Consider the following 19,985-nt stretch of genomic DNA (forward strand, 5'->3'; position numbering starts at 1 on the left):
GCGGCGCGGACGCCGTCACGTAGCGATGTGAGTCGCCACCGCGCGCCGCGCTCCTTCCGCATAGAGCCGGCCGAGCGCGGCGCTCACGGCTTCGCGCAGGCGCGGGTCGTCTCCGAGGGGGCCGAACACTTTTCCGACGCCGAGCAGCGCCGGCGCGAGCCGTTCTGCGACCGGACCTGCCTCGCGCGCGAGCGCCGCAAGCTCGCCGGCCAGGGGATCGCGCACGTCGATCGCGCGGCCCTGCTCGTCGCTCGCCGTGACGTAGCGCATCCAGCCGGCGACGGCGAGCGCATGCGTGTCGATCGGCAGGTTCTTCTGCAAGCGATCCTGCATCGCGCCGAGCAGGCGCTGCGGGAGCTTCTGCGAGCCGTCCATGGCGATCTGCCAGGTGCGGTGATGCAGCGCCGGGTTGGCGAAGCGCCGCAGCAGCGAGGCGCGGTAGGCGGCAAGGTCTGTGCCGGCCGGCATCGTCAGCGTCACCGCGGCCTCTTCCATCACCCGCGCGGCGAGGCGCGCGAAATGCGGATCGGTCATGGTGTCGGCGATCGTCTCATGGCCGGCGAGATAGCCGAGATAGGCGAGCGCCGAATGGCTGGCATTGAGCAGCCGCAGCTTCATCAGCTCGAACGGCTTGACATCGGTGACGAGCTCGACGCCCGCGGCGGCGAGATCCGGCCGGCCCGCGGTGAAGCGATCCTCGATCACCCATTGCGTGAACGGCTCGGTCATCACCGGCCACGCGTCGCGCATGCCGAGCGCGGCGGAGACCGCCTCGCGATCGCCCTCCAGCGTCTCCGGCACGATGCGGTCGACCATGGTCGAGGGGAAGGCGACGGTATCGGCGATCCATTTGCCGAGATCCTTCGAGCGCAGCGCTGCGAACTGCGTCACGATCCGCTGCACGGTATGCCCATTGGCGGCAAGGTTGTCGCAGCACAGCACGGTGAAGGGGAGAAGGCCTTGTGCCCGCCGCCGCGCCAGCGCCGCCGCGATGAAGCCGGGCGCCGAGCGCGGCGCCTCGGGATTGTTCAGGTCGTGCACGACATCCGGATGCCGCTCGTGGAGATCGCCGGTCTGCGGCGTGTGGCAATAGCCCTTTTCGGTCACCGTGAGCGAGACGATGCGGACGGCGGGATCCGCCATCCTGTCGACCAGCCGCGCAGGGTTCTCGCGGGCGACGACGCTGTCGAGCAGCGCGCCGATGACGCGATGCTCGGTGCCCTCGGCGGCGCGAACGGCGACTGTATAGAGATGATCCTGCGGGGCGAGGGCGTCGCGCGTATCCGGGCTGCGCAGGCTTGCGCCGACGATGCCCCAGGCGGCTTGGCCGGCGGCAAGACAATCGTCGATGACGACGGCCTGATGGGCGCGATGAAACGCGCCGAGGCCGAGATGCACGATACCGGGTGCGAGGTGCGAGCGGTCATAGGCCGGACGGCGGATGGCCGGCGGCAGCCGGTCGAGATTGGCGCGGCCAAGGCGCATGGCAAGGCGCATGGTCGTCTCCCCCTTTGCTTTGCCGCTGCTTGACATGGCGCCCGTCCTCGGTCAATGCTCCGGTCAATTGGTAAGACCAATTTTCCAAAATTGGCGGGCCGCCGGGCAAGAACCACCCGGTGAGACCCTTTCGGGGAGGCCAGCGTGCCGCTGGAAGCTGTGGAGGCGAGACGGCTCTATCGCCAGGTCGCCGATCAATTGCGAAGTCTGATCGACAGCGGTGAATACGCGGTCGGCAGCCGCTTGCCGACCGAGCGCGAGCTCGCCGAGCAGCTCAAGGTGTCGCGGCCGACGGTGCGCGAAGCCCTGATCGCGCTCGAGGTCGAAGGTCGCGTCCGCATCCGCGTCGGTTCAGGAATCTATGTCATCGAACCTGCGGGGGCTGCCGCGCTTGTACAGGCGGCCGCGGTCATCGAGGGCCCGTTCGAGCTGCTGCGCGCCCGCGAATTCCTCGAAGGTGCGATCGCCGAGCAGGCCGCGCGGATGGCGACCAAGGACGATCTCGCACGCATCGACGCCTCGCTCCTTGCCATGGAAAATGTCGAGCACCCCGGCGAAGCCTCGATGATCCATGACCGTGCCTTCCATGTCGCGATAGCCGGCAGTCTCGGCAATGCGGTTCTGGTGCGCGTCGTCGGCGAGCTGTTCGACCAGCGCCTCAATCCCTATTTCGCGCAGCTTGCGCATTATTTCGAGAATCCGCGCACCTGGCGCACCGCGCTCGACGAGCACCGCGCGGTGCGCGACGCCATTGCGGCGCGTGATCCGAATGCTGCCCGCGACGCAATGCGCGATCATCTTGCGCACTCGCAGGAGCGGTTCGCGCAGAATTTCGGTATCGAGGTCGCAGCGATGGCCTCCGGCCAGAGCCGGGCGGGGCGATCTGCGGCGAAGCCGTCAAAACCAAAACGAGCGCCGAAGAAGCAGGCCGCGCGCAGCGGCGCGCGGCGGCGATGAGATTGGGCGGTCCGCACCCGTCTCGGGGCGGGCGAACAAGAAGCAGACTTGAGCGATGGAGGAAAAATCAATGTTCAGGAAAATGACGACGGTGCTGGCGGTCTCAATCGCCGCAATGCTTGCCACCACGGCTGCCGGCATGGCGCAGACCAAGCTGAAATGGGCCCATGTCTACGAAACCTCGGAGCCATTCCACTCTGCTTCGGTCTGGGCCGCGCAGGAGATCGGCAAGCGCACCAACGGGCGCTATCAGGTCGACGTCTATCCGGCGTCCCAGCTCGGCAAGGAGGCCGACATCAACCAGGGCCTCTCGCTCGGCTCGGTCGACATCATCATCTCCGGCTCGAGCTTCGCGGCGAAGAGTTTTCCGCCGATCGGCGTGACCTACTACCCCTACACCTTCCGCGACGCCGACCATCTGCTCGCCTACACCAAGAGCGACATCTTCAAGGAGCTCGCCAAGGGCTACGAGGACAAGAGCGGCCACCACATCATCGCGGTGACCTATTACGGCGTGCGCCAGACCTCGTCGAACAAGCCGATCAAGACCTGCGCCGACCTCAAGGGCCTCAAGATGCGCGTGCCTGACGTGCCGGCCTATCTCGCAATGCCGCGCGCCTGCGGCGCCAACACCGCGCCGATCGCCTTCGCGGAAGTCTATCTGGCGCTCCAGAACGGCACCGTCGAGGCGCAGGAAAACCCGCTGACCACGATCGAGGCCAAGAAGTTCTACGAGGTGCAGAAGCACATCGTGCTGACCGGCCACATCGTCGACCACCTCAACACGGTGGTGGCGGGTGCGCTGTGGAAGAAGCTCAGCGACGAGGACAAGAAGATCTTCACCGACGTCGCCCAGGAAGCCGCCGCCAAGGCGACCGAGGAGATCAAGCAGAACGAAGCCAAGCTCGTCGCCTTCTTCAAGGAGAAGGGCCTGACCGTGACCGAGGTCGACAAGAACGAGTTCCGCGACATCGTGCTGAAGAATGTCCCGTTCGAGACCTTCGGCTATCGCAAGGCGGATTGGGAGCGCATCCAGGCGGTGAAGTGACCGCAGGTCATTCCGGGGCGCGCGAAGCGAGAAATCTCGAGATTCCGGGTTCGACGCTCACGAGTCGCCCCGGAATGACGTCCAGTCCATTTGGGGAGTAACACATGTCGACGGCCGAAATACACCGGCAGATCACCGGGGACGAGATCGCCCATACCTTCGAAGAGGAGGCGACGCCGAAGGTCGATCTCGGCATCTATGCCTTCGAGGACTGGGTGGCGCTCGTGATCTTCTGGGCGATGGCGCTCGCCGTCTTCCTCCAGTTCTTCACGCGCTACGTGCTCAACGACAGCTACGCCTGGACCGAGGAGATCGCGACCTACTGCCTGATCGGCGTGGTCTTCATCGGCTCGTCGATGTGCGTGCGGCTGTCGCGGCACATCCAGGTCGATCTCATCTACCGCTATCTGCCCCATTTGGTCGCGCGCGTGCTGTCGACGGTGATCGACCTGATCCGGATCGCCTTCTTCGGCTACGCCATCAAGCTGGTCTGGGTCTACATCCAGATCATCGGCGACGAGTCGATGACCACGATCAATTTTCTCAAGAACTACGTCTATTACGCCGTGCTGCTCGGCTTCGTGCTGATGACCGTGCGCTCCATGCAGGTGGCGCTGGAGAACTGGCGGCAGGGCTACTCGATCCTGGAACGTCCGGGCGCCTACGACGGATCGGAGGGGTAACGTCATGCTGCTGCTGCTTGGTGGTTTTCTCATCCTGATGCTGCTCGGCGTTCCCGTGGCGATCGCCATGGCCGCGTCGTCGCTGCTCTACATCCTGGTGAGCGGTGTGACGCCCGACGTCACGCTGGCGCAGCGCATGATCGCCGGCGTCGAGAGCTTTCCGCTGCTCGCCGTGCCCTTCTTCATCCTCGCCGGTAATCTCATGAACATCGCCGGCGTCACGGGGCGCATCTACAAATTCGCCGTCGCGCTGGTCGGCTGGATGCGCGGCGGCCTCGGCCACGTCAACATCATCGGCTCGGTGATCTTCTCCGGCATGTCCGGCACCGCGATCGCGGACGCCGCCGGTCTCGGCACCATCGAGATCAAGGCGATGAAGGATCACGGCTACTCCACCGAATTCTCGGTCGGCGTCACCGCGGCCTCCGCGACGCTCGGGCCGATCATCCCGCCGTCGCTGCCCTTCGTGATCTACGGCATGATGGCGAACGTCTCGATCGGCGCGCTGTTCCTGGGCGGCGTCATTCCGGGTGTCGTCATGACGCTGCTCATGATGGCGACCGTCACCTACTTTGCGCACAAGAACAAGTGGGGCAGCGATACGCCGTTCTCCTGGCCGCAGCTTGGCTCGGCCGGGCTCGAGATCGCGATCGTGCTCAGTTTCCCGCTCGCGATCTGGCTGATGACGCTGGCCGGTATGTCGACCAACATGGCGGTCGTGATCGGTCTCGGCACGCTGCTCGCGATCGACTGGTACTTCGACTTCTCCGCGGTGATGGCGCTGATGGCGCCGGTGATTCTGATCGGCGGCATGACGCTCGGCTGGTTCACGCCGACGGAGGCCGCGGTCGCCGCCGTGATCTGGTCGCTGTTCCTCGGCCTCGTGCGCTACCGCACCATGACGCTGAAGACGGTGGCGAAAGCGACTTTCGACACCATCGAGACCACGGCCTCCGTGCTCTTCATCGTCACCGCCGCTTCGATCTTCGCCTGGCTACTGACGGTGTCGCAGGCCGCGCAGACGCTGTCGGATTTCATGCTGAGCGTCACCCACAATAAATGGGTGTTCCTGCTGCTTGCCAACATCCTGATCCTGTTCGTCGGCTGCTTCATCGACACCACGGCGGCGATCACCATCCTGGTACCGATCCTGCTGCCGATCGTGCTCAAGCTCGGTATCGATCCGATCCACTTCGGCTTGATCATGACGCTGAACCTGATGATCGGCTTGTTGCATCCGCCGCTCGGCATGGTGCTATTCGTGCTGGCGCGGGTTGCAAAGCTCTCGGTCGAACGCACGACGGTGGCGATCCTGCCCTGGCTGGTGCCGCTGCTGCTCGCCCTGATCGCGATCACCTACATCCCTGAACTGACCCTCTGGCTGCCAAAATACATGGGACTCTCCAAATGACCTCCACAGCTCTCGCCGCAACCCTGTTCGGTCCCGAAGATCTGCGCATGATCGAGCATCCGCTCGATAAGCTCAGCGACGGCATGGTGCGCATCCGCTTCGGCGCCGGCGGCATCTGCGGCTCGGACATGCATTACTTCCGCCATGCCCGCACCGGCGATTTCGTGGTGAAGTCGCCCCTGGTTCTCGGGCACGAGATCTCCGGCGAGGTGGTTGAGATCGCCGGATCCGCAGCCAACCTGAAGGTCGGCGACCGCGTCGCCGTCAATCCGTCGCGCTGGTGCAGCCATTGCGTCGCCTGCCGCGAGAGCCGGCCGAACCTCTGCGAGAACATCTACTTCATGGGCTCGGCGTCGAAGACGCCGCACATGCAGGGCGGCTTCGCCAACTATTTCGACGCAATCCCGGCGCAGTGCGTGAAGATCCCCGATCACGTCTCCTATCAGGCCGCAGCGCTCGCCGAGCCGCTCGCGGTCTGCCTGCACGCGGTCGCGCGCGCCGGCAACATCGAGGGCAAGCGCGGCATCATCTTCGGCGCCGGCCCGATCGGGCTTTTGACCATGCTCGCCGCACGCCGTGCCGGCATCGCCGACATCACGGTCGCAGACATCGCGCCGGCGCCGCTCGCGTTTGCCAGCCGGCTCGGGGCCGACCATGTCGAGAACGTCGGGACCGGCGAGGACGGCCTTAAAGCCCAGGCGGCCGCGCGCCCTTACGACGTCGCTTTCGAAGTCTCCGGCACGGCTGCGGGCCTTGCCAGTGCGATTCAGATCGTCCGGCGCGGCGGCACGGTGGTGCAGATCGGCAATCTGCCGGGCGGCCAGATTCCGGTGCCGGCGAACGCGGTGATGGCCAAGGAGATCGACCTGCGCGGCTCGTTCCGCTTCGGCTTCGAGTTCATGACCGCGGTGGAACTGATCGCCGCCGGCAGCGTCGATGTGCTGTCGCTGGTCACGGCCGAGCGGCCGTTGTCGACGGCGCCCGATGCGCTCCGCCTCGCGCTCGACCGCTCGCAGAGCGTCAAGGTCGTGCTGACAGCGAACTGATCCTGGGAGAACGCGCATGATGCTGGAGGGATGGCGCTGGTACGGGCCCGATGATCCCGTGTCGCTCGACGATGTCAGGCAGGCTGGCGCGACGGACATCGTCTCGGCGCTGCATCAGGTGCCGATCGGCGAAGCCTGGACGCGCAAGGCCGTCGAAGAGCGCAAGAACTTCATCGAACACGGCCAGCCCGGCCGCTCGCAACTGACCTGGTCTGTGGTAGAATCGATTCCGATTCCCGACGACGTCAAGCGGTTAGGCGGTAAGGCGACGCGATCGATCGAGGCGTGGATCGCGAGCCTCGAGGCGGTGGCAAGCGCCGGCATCAAGATCATCTGCTACAATTTCATGCCGGTGGTCGATTGGTGCCGCACTGATCTCGAATGGGAGCTGCCGAACGGCGCCCGCGCCATGCGCTTCGACCAGGACCGTTTTGCGGCGTTCGAGCTGCATATCCTGAAGCGGCCGGCGGCGCTCCAGGAATACTCACCGGAACAGCAAGCGCGCGCGAAAAAGCTGTTCGAACAGATGACGCAGGCCGATATCGACTATCTCGTGATGGTCATCGCCAGCGCGCTGCCCGGCTCGACCACCGAGCCGATGACCATCCCGCAATTCCGCGACCGGCTCGAACAATATCGCGATATCACGCCCAAGATCCTGCGCCAGCATCTCGCCGAGTTCCTCGCGCGCGTCGCGCCGGTCGCCGAGCAGCTGGGCGTGTCGCTGACGCTGCACCCCGACGATCCGCCGCGCCCGCTGTTCGGCCTGCCGCGCGTCGCTTCGACCGCGGACGATTATCAGGCGCTATTCGATGCTGTCCCGTCGAAGGCCAACGGCATTTGCCTGTGCACGGGCTCGCTCGGCGTCCGCGCCGAGAACAACCTGCCTGCGATGGCCGAGCGCTTCGGTCCGCGCATCGCTTTTGCGCATCTGCGCGCCACCAGGCGCGAGGCCGACGGTCTCTCGTTTTACGAGTCCGATCATCTCGACGGCGACGTCGACATGATCGCGGTGCTGAAGGCGCTGCTGAAGGAGAACGCGCGGCGTTCGCCGGATCGGCAGATCGTCTTCCGCCCCGATCACGGTCACCGCATGCTGGATGATCTCGCCGCCACCAAGCGTACCAATCCCGGCTACACCGCGATCGGGCGCCTGCGCGGCCTCGCCGAGCTGCGCGGCGCAATCCGCGCGATCGAGCATCAGTAGCTGGTTCGGCAGGCCGTCTCCTGATACCGCGTCTCCCGATACTTTGGCGAGGCGGCGGGTTCGCGCGCTCGCTGAGTTTGTCTTTGGCTCCATGATGTGCCAGAGTGGCTGCATTGCTTTCGATCGATGCATGCAGCCACACAGCCGTTTGGGAGCTGAATGTGAGCATTTTGGTCGAACTTCCTCCCGATCGACACGATCCGAACGCGTTCGCGGATTTCGACGCAGATTCCGACAATTTCAATCTCGGCACTGCGCGGGCGATGATGTGGATGTCGCAGCTCGCCTACGAGACCCATGTGCCGGATACGATCACCGAGGTCGCGCGCATCTGGCAGCTATCCGACGTCAAGCGGTTGATCCAGCCGGTCAAGCTCACGCCTGAGCTGACGGATACGAGGGGGATCACCGCCCGGAGGGGCAGGGCGACGATCGTCGCCTTCGCCGGCACCGATCCACTTCACTTGCTGAATTGGCTCAACGACTTCTCTCTTGGCCTTCCAGTGTCACCCGTCCACGAGGGCTTCCGCGCGGCGGCAGCGGCGGTCTGGGATGACGTCAAGGTGGCCATCACGGCAGCGCTTGCCGACAATTCCCCCATCTTCATCACCGGGCACAGCCTGGGAGCTGCAATCGCGGTGATCACCGCCGATTTCGCGCGCGACGAACTCAAGCTGGGCAACGCGCAGATCTATCTCTACGGCTGTCCGCGCGCCGGTCGCGACGTTTTTGTTACGCCTTACGATGATGCGTTCGGCAAGACGACCTATCGCCTCGTGCACGGCTCCGACATCGTCGCGACCGTTCCGCCGCCGCAGCTCCGCTTTCTGCATGTCGGCCGCTTTCTCGCATGCGAGCGTGGAACGAAGTTCGACGCCGATGAGCTGACGGGAGATTTCGGCTCCAACGAGCCGCGGGCAGACGCCGGACTGGTCGAGCAGATCATCAATCTTTTCGGCGGGCGGTCGCAGCCCGCGCGCCTCATCGACAATCTTTCCATACCCCTGCCGCCGGGGATCGGTGATCATTTGCCGGATCGCTACCATGCGGCGCTTTCGTCCGTTCAGTAGCAGGCAGCCATTGCTCCAAGCTTCGGATTAAAACTCTTCCAAATCTGAGGATCGCTGCGTGCGATCGTCGCATCATTCACGACTCTAGACGTGTTCTACTGGCCGCGGCGTCGCGGTTTGCTTAATGCCCCTCACGGGAGTTCGCGATCGTTCGTCTCGCGTTGATCGAGACGGCGTCGCGTGCGGTTGCGTCCTTTGGGGGAATACGTTGAGCGACCTGAACTTGCCGCGCGGGGCGGCGCTATCCATTGCATGTGTCTCGGTTCTGCTCGCCGCGAATTCGGCTCAAGCGCAACAGCCAAGTCAATCGGAAACATCTGTGCGTCCGGCTGCCGCAGCCGGCCAAAGCCTTCCACCGGTGGTCGTGGAGTCACCGTCGCCTCGTCGTGCCACCGCATCGAACCCGCGCAGGCCGTCGCAGGCATCGCGTGTCGGTTCGCCGCGGCAAACGGCGAGCCGCGACAACGTCGCGGCGCCTCCCGCCCCATCGCTCGGCGCACAGCGAGCGGCGCTGCCGCAAGCCTTCGCCGGCGGTCAGGTCGCGCGCGGAGCCCAGCTCGGTCTCCTCGGCAATAAGGACTACATGGCAACGCCGTTCAGCGTCACCAGCTATACTGAGCAGACAATCCGGGATCAGCAGGCGACCAGTGTCGCCGAAGTGCTGACCAACAGCGATCCGTCGGTCCGCGCCGCCATCGGCAGCAGCAACCGGTATGACGCGATGACCATTCGCGGCTTCCGCGTGGAGAACAGCGAAATCGCGCTGAACGGACTCTACGGCCTCGTCCCGAACTATCGCGTCAATCCCGCGCCGATCGAGCGCATCGAACTCTTCAAGGGGCCCGCGGCGTTCCTCTACGGCATGGCGCCGCAAGGCAGTATCGGCGGCAGCGTCAACGTCGTGACCAAGCGTGCCGGGGACGATCCGCTGACGCGATTGACCGCCGGTTACATGTCCAATGCCCGTTTCGGCACCGAGCTCGATGTGGCGCGCCGCTACGGCGAGCAGAAGGAATGGGGCGTCCGCTTCAACGGTGCCATGGACGGCGGCAACACGACCATCGATCGGCAGTCGGTGCGCGATGGTGCCGGTTCGCTCGGCGTCGACTATCGCAGCGAACGTTTCAGATGGTCGGCCGATATCGTCTATCAGGACGACTGGATGCGGGCGGCTGCGCGCGGCTACACGCCGGTTGCCGGCATCGCTGTCCCGGCCGCGCCAGATCCCCGGATCAACCTCGCGCAACCGTTCGACTATGCGCGCGCCAACAGCATCACGGGCCTGACCCGCGCCGAATATGACCTGACCTCGGACATCACCGTGTTCGGCGCGATCGGCGGCAATCGCTTCGGCTTCGACAAGCGGGAGGCGCCGGGCGCGACCATTCTCAATACCGCGGGAGACGCATCGTCGACCTCGCGATTCCAGACGGGAAGGTCGGAAGCGGTGTCCGGTGAAGCAGGCGTGCGGTCCCGCTTCGACACGGGTCCGGTCGCCCACGAAGTCGTCGTCAGCGGCAGCTCATTGCAGCGGACGGACTGGCTCGGGCAAACGAATTACGCGAACTACCTCACCAACATCTACACGCCGACTTTGCTGGCGATTCCGGGAACGCCGATATCGTCCTTTCCGGAAGGAAAATCGGGCGCGCTCGACCTGCAGAGTGTCGGTGTTGCCGACACCCTCTCGGTGATGAACGGCCAGCTGCAGCTGATCGTCGGTGCGCGTCAGCAGAAGGTGGTGTCGAGCAGCTTCGACACCGTGAGTGGCCTCGATACCGCCCACTATGGCCAGAGCGCGACCTCGCCGTCGGTCGCTTTGCTGGTCAGGCCGATCCAGCAGCTCTCCCTTTACGCCAGCTATATCGAAGGTCTTACGCCCGGACCGACGCCGCCGACCGGGGCCGCGAATCCGAACCAGGTGTTCGCGCCGTTCAAGACGCGGCAATATGAAGTCGGCACGAAGCTCGATCTCGGCGGGTTCGGTGCGAGCCTTGCGGCATTTCAGATCAGCCTGCCCGCGGGCGTCACCGATCCAGTGACGAAAATCTTCAGTCTCGATGGCGGGCAGCGGCATCGCGGCATCGAGCTGAATACGTTCGGGGTGGTCGCCCCTGGTGTTCGCGTGCTTGGTGGCGTGACGTTCCTGGACGCGCGATTGACCAGCACGGCGGGGCACGTCAATGATGGCCACCACGCCGTCGGTGCGCCAGATCTCCAGGGCAATCTTGGAGTCGAATGGGACATACCGTTCCTGCCGGGACTTACGGCGACCGCGCGCACGATCTACACCAACAGGGCCTATGTCAGCGCCGACAACGTCCAGTCGGTGCCGAGCTGGATGACTTTCGATATCGGGGCGCGCTACGCGACGAGGGTCGGGGGACGGCCGACCACCTTCCGTGCCAGCATCACCAACCTCTTCGACAAGCCCTACTGGATCGCCAATCCGACCGGCTATGTCATCAGCGGCATGCCGCGCACGGCGTGGCTCTCGATGACGGTGGATTTTTGACGTTGCGACTGAACTCGCCCGGCCGCCGGCTCATGTCCGGCGGCCTTCGCGCTTGGCGTGGTGCGCGGAGCGGCAGCCCGACTAGAGATCGATGCTGACGGCGATGTTACGGCCCTGCAGTTCGGAAATCTTCATTCCCTCGGCCAGCACCTGCGCGAACTCAGGGTCCTTTGCCACGGCCTCCTGCACTTTGCCGTACACTTCCCAGTTGGCGTAGCGCGTCGTGACCAACAGCTCTCCAGCCCAGTGGCCAGTGTGGAAGCGCGAGAGCCGAAGAAATTCGGCGCCGTGTTTCTCGAAGATCTTCTTCGCCTGGCTGACAATCTTCACCATTTCGTCGGGCTTGTCGGTCTTGAAGCGAGTAAATTGAACGATCGGCATGGGGCTACCTCCATCATTGTGTGAAATGTCCAAGAGGCATGTATCGAGCGACGTGAGGAGGCGAACCTCCAGTTCGATCTCGACGAAGATTCGTCTTCAGCGACTTGATCTTGGTTCAGGCCTCGCAAGTGGAAGCAACTCTGCCCTTTCTCGGCGGATGCGCTCGCGTCGCACTGCTAAAGCAGGTTGGCCGATATCAGACCTGCTGTTGCGGGTATGATGAACCGCTAGCGGGCGTAAGCGGATTTCTGCCGCGCGTTGGCGGGGGCCATCCACACTTAAACCGCAATGATCTAACCCAATTCTGGCGGGCTTATCTTGTGGAATTCGTACGTTGAGAACCGCAATCACACTGCTGCTTGCAACTGTGCCTTGGTCGGTGTCCGCACAGACAGAGCAAAACGATAGATTGCGGCAAGTCGTTTCCAACCTTAAAGACTGTGTCCGCACGCATGCGCCAACGGCTCAGGCGGCTGGGGTTCTGACGACTGGCGATGCCGTCAACTTCTTCATCAAGGCATGTGGCCCACCGCTCGGTGATCTCGCGCCGGCAAATGTGGGTGCGATCCCTCCTGGCTTGTTTCGGATCGCCGTCGGTGATGAATGGGACGCCTTCATCGAAAAGACCCGCCCTCGCTAGGGCCTGGCTTTGGCCGGTGGCCTTCTCTCGAATGTTGCCTTTTGGACCAATCCGGACCTCCGGTGAGGTCCGCTATTGCGCCGCCCTCAGCGGCACAGTGGACCTCATACACGCCCTCACTACCGCGCGGTTGTTTCCCGGACTGGCGCAAGGGCAGGCTGCGGCGCCGACAATTCCTGGCAATACATCCGATCGATCTTGCGCTGCATGAGCCCATAGCAATCGCATGCGACGCGCTCGAGCCGCGTCCGGTCGATCTCTACGAACCCGCGCCGGTCGGACGGGACGGCGCCGGCCGCGCGCAGCTTGTTCATCGTCAGGGTCACTGTTGTCCGCCGCACCCCAAGCAACTGCGCAAGCGCCTCCTGCGTCACCGGAAGGCGATCATCGGGAACGCGGTCGTGGAGCTGCAGGAGCCACCGCGCCATGCGGCTATCCACCAGGTGTAACGCGTTGCAGGCAGCAACGTGCTGGAGCTGCAACAACAGCGCGCGGACATGGACCTGCACGACATTCCGGATGGCGGCGCTCTGCGCATAGGCGGCCCGAAACCTGGCGGCGGAGATCTGCGAGGCTGTGCCGGCCACGCGAGCAACCGCGGTCACGGATGAAAGCGACGGGCCGAGCACGGAGAACGAGGCCAAAGCGCCTTCCCGTCCCATCAATGTGGTTGCGACCGTCTGTCCGTCCGGCATATCGAGCATGAAGGCGATTGCGCCGCTATGGGGAAAGTAAACCGGGTCGAGCTCATCGCCCGACCGCACCAGGACGGCATCGGGTTCGAACGAGACCTTCTGGAAGTGGGGTGTCAGCAAGCCGAGATCCGCCGGCGGCAACCCCGCCAGCAGCCGATTGCCGATGCCAGTGCGGTGGTCCGTCGCAATGCTTTCCGGCGAACTGGCTGTCATTGAACGACGGTATCCATTTGTCTGATCCACTAGGATTATCCGAAACATGAATTGCCCAACGAAAACTAATCCAAACAGAGCCCTCGGGGGAGATCAAGTACGGACAATTGCGGTACTCAAACGGCACAGCTTTGCCGCGCAAACAGGACTTTGAATAAGTCATACGATTAACGATCTCAGCACTCAGCGGGTGTCGATGAGATGATGAACCAGTGATGGTTGCGGCAGCGCGTAAGCCTGTCTTGGAAACTTGTGAGACGTGCGGCCTTCCGGACGATCAGGTCCAGCGGGTATTCGCGTTGCTACCTATCGTTGGCGTTCCTGGCCGGCTTACGCGGGTTCACCACGCGTAGCGCAGGCCAAGATCTGCGCGAACACCATCCCGCTTGTGGCCATCGGTATTCCCAACCGCGAACTGGTAGCCGGCCTGAGCGTAAAGGCTCAGCCCGGCGTCGATCTTGGCGGTCACGCCCGCGCTCAAGTCAAGGCGTGTCCCTTGCTCCAGCAACGGAACCACATCGACACCGGAAAACGTCGTGGTCGCTCGTGCACCCCAGTCCCGCCAGAGGTTGGCGCGGACATAGGGCTGCAAGACCAGTCCACCATCGCCGATGATGGTCCAACGGCCGCGCAGACCCAGTCGCCCGCTCGCGCCCGACGTCGAGCCGAGCGCTACGTCGCCGAGGCCGTCATTGGCGCCGTCGAACGACACGCGCTGCCAAACAATCTGCCCCTGCGGCTCCAGCACGAAGCCTGGCCCGAGCGCCGGTACCGGAATCGGATAGCCGGCCTCCAGCGAGGAGACGAAGCCGAAGCCGTTGGTTGGGAGCGAGGCGAACATCGTCGATGCCGTGCCTTGGTAGGCTGTCGCCTGCAACACTGCGTCGACATACCAGCCGCTCGGACCGTAGTGCGTCCAATACGCGCCGCCCGACCAGCCATTGAGATTGAGGCTGCCCGTCTTGCGGAGCACATAGTTGGTCGCCGCTTCATTGGTGACGAGACCCGTCACATCGACGTTGGAATTGGCGTAGGCGAAGTAGATGCCGCCGGCATCGCGATGCCCCGGTAGCAGGCTGCCGCGCCACAGATCGATGCCGCTCTGGAAGCCGGCCAACTGGCCTTCGGTGCGCGGATCGGCGAAGGCGCGATACCGATTGTTGATCTGCTCACCGAAGCCGCGGACCCAGACTGAGTTGGTCCAGCCGTTGCCTCCAGCATTTCCGATTGCGAGCGTGTCGCCGATGCGCTCATGCAAGGTGCCGAGCGTGGCGAGCCCAAGTTGCCGCGCAGTCGGCTGTACCACGCCATAGGTTGCAATCTCCGGCCCGATGATCGGGTAGACACCCGGTGGCAGGACCGGCGGCAGATCTTCCGGCAGCACGTCTGGCGGCAACTCATCCGGCGGCGTGATCGGTCCGCCACCGCCATTGCCATTGCCGCCGTTGCCGCCACCATCGCCATTGCCGCCGTTTCCGTTGCCTCCGTTAAAAGTCGAGCGCAAGAACCAGTCATCCGGATTGGTGCCGTTGAAGCCGCTTCGGTAGAGACGGTAATCGTAGAACCCGGCGCGCACTTCGCCGGCGAGCGTGAACGCGCTCTCCGCCGTCGTGCCGCCATTGACCGCCTCGACCACAAGGATGCCGTTTGCGGTCGTGTAGGCACCGGGACTGTTCGGACCAGGGATGATGTGCAGAAGAGTGCTGCCAATGGCTTGGGCCGGACCATCGGCCACATTAACGGTCCTGCTGCTATCGATAACGAGCTTGTCGGACTGCGAACTGTCCAGTCCCAGGTCCGTTCTCAGGTAGATCGAGCCTCCAAGGCCAATATAAGTCCCGAAGACGGTGAGCTCATTGCCGACGCTGTTGGCGTTGCTGTTGGCGACGATGATCCTGCCGGCGTTATCGATCGCGCCCGCGGTCATGCCGGTTGGCGTCGTCCGGCCCGACATGTCGAGAGTACCGTTCGAGGCGATCACGAACTTCGCGACGCCTCCAGTGGAGGCGTTGGTGAACTTGATGGTGCCGCCGTGGACGACGCCGACGTCGACGATTGGCCTGTTGGCAGGGTTATTGATGACGAACCCCGTGCCATTGACGGTAAACACGCTGCCGTTCTCAAGGCTCAAGACATAGCTCGGCGCGGTAAAGTTGAGCGTGCCGATCGACTGGCTGTTTTGGTCGCGGACCGTCCTGTCGGCAACCGGGGCGAGGTTCGTGAAGTTCGCAATCAGCAGCGGCACGCCATGGCCGCCTGACTGGGGTTGCCAGTTGTTTTGGTTGTTCCACTGATCTGTACCCGTACCGCCGATCCATGTCGCCGGGTCATTCGTAAAGCCGAACGGCGTCTGGGCTCCCGCCGGCACGGCGGAGCCGAGCACGACGGTCACCAGCAGCGCAAGCCACGAGAGAAGCTGCCATTTCAACGACGCATGACCAGACGGCTGTGGCACGGCCTGCTGGCGTCGTCCGTGGAAGGGGATGCCTGCCGCGAAAGCGAAGTGCTCTCGAACAAGGACTGCCCGCATGCTCCACGTTCCAGGCAAATTGCGCGGCTCGCTCATTCCCGGACGCGCAATAGTCAACTCGGCGCCGCACGACTTCTGTGTGACGGCGTGCAAGAAAGCCGGATCAATCTAAGCTAGCATTTGTATGAGAATGCGCCTCACAAATTGCCGCAAGTATGGCGGACGCCGGGTGCGTTCCGATTTTCTCAATCGCTGTTGCTATTGCAACACGCAAATCATTGCGAACTGTCAGGGCACAGCGGACCTCATGCGCGCCCTGACTGCCTCGCGGTCTACACGCCCTCAGTGCGCCTCGTGAAACCGGCTCAAGAACGTCCTCAGCCGTTCGCTGCGCGGCTGACGGATGGTCTCTTCGGGCGTGCCGATCTCGGCCATGATGCCGTCGTTCATGAAGCCGACGCGGGTGGAGACATCGGCGGCGAAGGCCATCTCGTGCGTGACCAGCACCATGGTCATGCCTTCGGCGGCGAGGCTGCGGATGACGGAGAGGACTTCGCCGACGAGCTCGGGATCGAGCGCCGAGGTCGGCTCGTCGAACAGCATCACGTCCGGCTTCATCGCGAGCGCGCGGGCGATCGCGACGCGTTGCTTCTGGCCGCCTGACAAGCGGCTTGGAAAGGTGTCGGCCTTGTCGGCAAGGCCGACCTTGGCGAGCAGGTCGCGGCCGAGCGCGTTCGCTTCCGCTTGCCCCATGCCCTTCACCTGCACCGGCCCTTCCGTGATGTTGGCGAGCACCGACATGTGCGGAAACAGGTTGAAGTGCTGGAACACCATGCCGACGCTGCGGCGGAGGAGGGCTAGCTGCGCATCGCCCGCGGGGCGCATGCCCCTGCCGAAAGCGAATTTGTGGGTGCCGATCGCGAGCTCGCCCTGCTGCGGCATCTCGAGCAGGTTCAGGCAGCGCAAAAAGGTCGATTTGCCGGAGCCGGAGGCGCCGATCAGGGTGACGACCTCGCCGCGTTCGACCGACAGCGAGACGCCCTTGAGCACCTCGTTATCGCCGAACGCCTTGTGGATGTTGCCTGCGACCAGCATCGTGCCATTCGCACTCATCGATGCGCTCCCATCCTGAGCTCAACCTGGTCCGCGATCAGGGTCAGCGGGAACAGCACGACGAAATAGAGCACGGCAATCGTGGTGTAGACCTCGAGCGGCCGATAGCTCGACGCGGTGATCACCGAACCCTGGTAGAGGAGGTCGCCGACCGCGACCACCGACACCAGCGAGGTGTTTTTCAGCTGCATGATGGTCTGGTTGATGAAGGAGGGGATCATCACCTGGGTTGCCTGCGGCAGCACGATGCGGCGGAAGATCTTGCCGCGCCGCATGCCGATCGCGCGTCCGGCTTCCCACTGGCCGACGTCAACGGCCTCGATGCCGCCGCGGAAGATCTCCGCGTAGAAGGAGCCGGCATAGAGCGACAGCGCGATGAAGCAGGCCATCGCCGGCGACATGTCGACGCCGATCAGGACGGGCAGGGCGTAGTAGACCCAGACGAGCTGCACCAGCAGCGGCGTGCAGCGGAACACCTCGATATAGAGGCGCAGCGGCACCGTGACCCAGCGCGGCGCCGTCGTGCGCAGGATGCCGATCGTCAATCCGATCACGAGGCCCGCGACCACCGTGGTCACCGTGTAGAACAATGTGACCAGGAGCCCTTGCCAGATCAGGCACCAATACGGCTTGAGCGCCGCGAACTCCCAGACATACATCTAGCGGCCGTCAGAACTGCACTTCACCCGGAAGATCGTCGGCGGTGAGGCCGACCGCTTCAAAACCCTTCAGCATCCATTCGCGGGTCTGGCCCATCGAGCGGTTGTAGTCGGCCCAGGCGCTGAGGAAATCCTTGTAGCGGCGATCGCTCTCGGCGCGGATGCCCATGTTGGTCGGCAGCGTCAGCAGCGGCCGCGGGATCGCGAGATCGCCGAGGTTCGGATTCTTCTTCAGGGTCGAGACCGAGAGCACCGCCAGTGAGACGTTGCAGTCGGCGCGGCCGGTTGCCACCGCGAGGATCGCTTCGTCGCGGTTCTTGAAGCCGAGGATCGTCGCCTTCGGGCAATAGCGGCGCGCGATCGTCTCATGCGTCGAGCCGATGTCGACGGCGATCTTGACCTCGGGCTTGTTGAGCTCGGCCCAGGTCTGCGGCTTGGCAAAGCCCTTCTTGGTGATGACGGTGAAGGAGTGCACCAGGATCGGCGTCGAGAAGTCGATGACGAGCGCGCGCTCCGGCGTCGGGTTCACGGCGAAGGCGAGGTCGACCTTGTCGGCCTGCAGGTCGAGGATCTGGTTGCCCCAGGTCGATTCCAGCGTCTCGACCTTGGCGCCGAGCTTGCCGGCAATGTCGTTGGCCATCTCGATGCAGGCGCCCGACCACTGGCCGGTGGCGAGGTCCTTATGGAAGTAGGGCTCCTGGCCGACGATGACGGCGATGCGCAGCACGCCGTTCTTCTTGATGCGATCGAGCGTGGAGGTCTGTGCGGTGTCGGCCTTGGCCGAGCTGCTCGCGGCAATTGCGGCGCCCGCCAGCGCGACCGTGGTGAGTGCATCCCTGCGATTCATGGACTTTGCCTCCTCGTATTTGGCTCGGATGATGACCGGCCTATGGACTATTTCTGTATTCAGAGTAAAATGCAATACGGTATTTCTCTTTGCTGTCCATCTGTGCGGCAAGGCAGAAATGAGCCCAATATCTTGGCAGGATTGAGTGAAATTCCCCCTCGACGGGGGTTGCAAATGGCATTCAATACTGAATACAAAGCTGAACGCAATACGGAAGTAAGCTGAAGGAGAGGCCTGTGCGCGCCCTATTCGTCGATGCGAACGACACCCTGGCAGCGGTGACCGACAAGCTGCTGCGCACCGACAAGCTGCCGGTCGGCATCAACCGCAACCCGTCCATCAAGCCCGACGATCTGCCCGGCCTGCTCGACGGCGTCGAGATCATGATCGTCGACCACACGGCCGTGCCCACCGCGATTGCCGCCAAGTGTGCGAAGCTGAAGCATGTCGTCTTCCTCGGCACCGGCGCGCGCAGCTACATGAATCCAGAAGAGCTCGCTGAACGCGGCATTTCCGTTCACACCATCAAGGGCTATGGCGACACCGCGGTCGCGGAATGCGCGATCGCGCTGATGTGGGCCTCAGCAAAGAGCTTTGGCGAGATGGATCGCGGCATGCGCCAGGGCAACTGGCTGCGCCGCGATGCGGTCCAGCTCACCGGCAAGACGCTCGGCCTGATCGGCTTCGGCGGCATCGCCGCGGAAGCCGCGCGCATGGCGGCCGGCTGCGGCATGAAGGTGATCGCCTGGAACAGGACGCCGAAGGCGCATCCGGGCGTCGAGTTCGTTCCGCTGGAAAAGCTGCTCGCGGACAGTCACGTCATCTCGCTGCATCTTTTGCTCAACGACGAGACGAAAGGCTTCCTCTCGCGCGAGCGCATCGCGCAGATGCGTCCCGGAAGCATCCTCATCAACACCGCGCGCGGCGCTGTCGTTGACGAAGATGCGATGCTCGACGCGCTGCGCTCGGGCCACATTGCCCATGCTGGCCTCGACGTCTTCACTGTCGAGCCGCTGCCCACCGGCCATCCTCTGACAAAACTGCCGAATGTGACGCTGTCGGCGCATTCGGCGTTCCGCACGCCGGAGGCGAGCGACAACCTCATCGGCGCCGCGCTCGATCATTGCCGCCGCATCATCGCCACCGGCCGCTGAGATTCAAGGACACGCCATGTCGGACATCACCCGCATCGACCATAACGCCCGCCGCAGCCGCGCCTCCGTGTTCGGCGATCTCGTCTTCCTCGCAGGACAAGTGGCGGATACCAAGACCGCGGACATCACCCAGCAGACCCGCGAGGCGCTGGCGAAGGTCGACGACATGCTGGCGCGCGCCGGCACCGACAAGTCGCGCCTGCTCAGCGTGCAAGTCTGGCTCAAGACCATGGACGATTTCGACGCCATGAACGCGGTCTATGATTCCTGGGTCGTGCCGGGCAATGCGCCGACGCGCGCCTGCGGCAAGGTCGAGCTCGCCGATCCCGCCTACCGTATCGAAGTGATTGCGATCGCCGCACGCAGCTAGAGGCTTGCC

General features: G+C 64.0%; 17 protein-coding genes. 10 read left to right on the top strand and 7 right to left on the bottom strand.

The window, feature by feature from the left end:
• Positions 1-15: 15 nt before the first annotated feature.
• A complete protein-coding gene (locus K289_RS0141555) occupies positions 16-1,485 on the bottom strand; it encodes a mannitol dehydrogenase family protein (RefSeq protein WP_035688279.1) in 1,470 nt (489 codons plus the stop codon).
• A 156-nt stretch (positions 1,486-1,641) separates the two neighbouring features.
• Here K289_RS0141555 and K289_RS0141560 point away from each other — a divergent pair, with 156 nt between their 5' ends.
• The 8 genes from K289_RS0141560 (at position 1,642) to K289_RS0141595 (ending at position 11,434) form a co-directional block, all read left to right on the top strand.
• The gene (locus K289_RS0141560; protein WP_027556671.1) at positions 1,642-2,454 is read left to right on the top strand and encodes a FadR/GntR family transcriptional regulator; all 813 of its coding nucleotides are present in this window, start codon (positions 1,642-1,644) and stop codon (positions 2,452-2,454) included.
• 82 nt (positions 2,455-2,536) lie between these two features.
• Positions 2,537-3,502 carry a sialic acid TRAP transporter substrate-binding protein SiaP gene (locus tag K289_RS0141565; protein WP_371260922.1) on the top strand — a complete coding sequence of 322 codons (966 nt, stop codon included), beginning with the start codon at positions 2,537-2,539 and terminating at the stop codon, positions 3,500-3,502.
• A 104-nt stretch (positions 3,503-3,606) separates the two neighbouring features.
• Positions 3,607-4,185, top strand: coding sequence for a TRAP transporter small permease (locus tag K289_RS0141570; RefSeq protein ID WP_027556673.1), 579 nt, complete (start codon positions 3,607-3,609; stop codon positions 4,183-4,185).
• A gap of 4 nt (positions 4,186-4,189) precedes the next feature.
• Complete coding sequence (locus K289_RS0141575; protein ID WP_027556674.1) at positions 4,190-5,596, top strand: TRAP transporter large permease; 1,407 nt, start codon at positions 4,190-4,192, stop codon at positions 5,594-5,596.
• Complete coding sequence (locus tag K289_RS0141580) at positions 5,593-6,642, top strand: L-idonate 5-dehydrogenase (protein ID WP_027556675.1); 1,050 nt, start codon at positions 5,593-5,595, stop codon at positions 6,640-6,642. The genes K289_RS0141575 and K289_RS0141580 overlap by 4 nt, the downstream gene beginning before the upstream one ends.
• A gap of 16 nt (positions 6,643-6,658) precedes the next feature.
• The gene (gene uxuA, locus K289_RS0141585) at positions 6,659-7,849 is read left to right on the top strand and encodes a mannonate dehydratase (protein ID WP_084788970.1); all 1,191 of its coding nucleotides are present in this window, start codon (positions 6,659-6,661) and stop codon (positions 7,847-7,849) included.
• Between the two features lie 161 nt (positions 7,850-8,010).
• A complete protein-coding gene (locus tag K289_RS0141590) occupies positions 8,011-8,919 on the top strand; it encodes a lipase family protein (protein WP_027556677.1) in 909 nt (302 codons plus the stop codon).
• Between the two features lie 319 nt (positions 8,920-9,238).
• Complete coding sequence (locus tag K289_RS0141595) at positions 9,239-11,434, top strand: TonB-dependent siderophore receptor (protein ID WP_198024901.1); 2,196 nt, start codon at positions 9,239-9,241, stop codon at positions 11,432-11,434.
• An 81-nt stretch (positions 11,435-11,515) separates the two neighbouring features.
• On the opposite strand, the gene K289_RS0141600 is transcribed toward K289_RS0141595, so the two are convergent.
• The 6 genes from K289_RS0141600 to K289_RS0141625 all read right to left on the bottom strand — a co-directional run bounded on the left by K289_RS0141600 (position 11,516) and on the right by K289_RS0141625 (position 18,452).
• A complete protein-coding gene (locus K289_RS0141600) occupies positions 11,516-11,815 on the bottom strand; it encodes a hypothetical protein (protein ID WP_027556679.1) in 300 nt (99 codons plus the stop codon).
• 759 nt (positions 11,816-12,574) lie between these two features.
• Positions 12,575-13,363, bottom strand: coding sequence for a Crp/Fnr family transcriptional regulator (locus tag K289_RS47440; RefSeq protein WP_035688241.1), 789 nt, complete (start codon positions 13,361-13,363; stop codon positions 12,575-12,577).
• Between the two features lie 340 nt (positions 13,364-13,703).
• A complete protein-coding gene (locus tag K289_RS0141610) occupies positions 13,704-15,893 on the bottom strand; it encodes an autotransporter outer membrane beta-barrel domain-containing protein (RefSeq protein ID WP_084788972.1) in 2,190 nt (729 codons plus the stop codon).
• 282 nt (positions 15,894-16,175) lie between these two features.
• Positions 16,176-16,946: an amino acid ABC transporter ATP-binding protein gene (locus tag K289_RS0141615; RefSeq protein ID WP_027556681.1), complete on the bottom strand. Its 771-nt coding sequence runs from the start codon at positions 16,944-16,946 to the stop codon at positions 16,176-16,178.
• The gene (locus tag K289_RS0141620; protein ID WP_027556682.1) at positions 16,943-17,605 is read right to left on the bottom strand and encodes an amino acid ABC transporter permease; all 663 of its coding nucleotides are present in this window, start codon (positions 17,603-17,605) and stop codon (positions 16,943-16,945) included. Before K289_RS0141620 ends, K289_RS0141615 begins: the two co-directional genes overlap by 4 nt.
• Before the next feature lie 10 nt (positions 17,606-17,615).
• The gene (locus K289_RS0141625) at positions 17,616-18,452 is read right to left on the bottom strand and encodes a transporter substrate-binding domain-containing protein (RefSeq protein WP_027556683.1); all 837 of its coding nucleotides are present in this window, start codon (positions 18,450-18,452) and stop codon (positions 17,616-17,618) included.
• Between the two features lie 236 nt (positions 18,453-18,688).
• Between K289_RS0141625 and K289_RS0141630 the strand changes: the two genes are divergently transcribed.
• Positions 18,689-19,606, top strand: coding sequence for an NAD(P)-dependent oxidoreductase (locus tag K289_RS0141630; RefSeq protein WP_027556684.1), 918 nt, complete (start codon positions 18,689-18,691; stop codon positions 19,604-19,606).
• A gap of 16 nt (positions 19,607-19,622) precedes the next feature.
• Positions 19,623-19,976, top strand: coding sequence for a RidA family protein (locus K289_RS0141635; protein ID WP_027556685.1), 354 nt, complete (start codon positions 19,623-19,625; stop codon positions 19,974-19,976).
• The last annotated feature ends 9 nt before the right edge of the window (positions 19,977-19,985 follow it).

It is taken from the genome of Bradyrhizobium sp. Cp5.3 (genome assembly GCF_000426265.1).
Lineage (GTDB): Bacteria > Pseudomonadota > Alphaproteobacteria > Rhizobiales > Xanthobacteraceae > Bradyrhizobium > Bradyrhizobium neotropicale.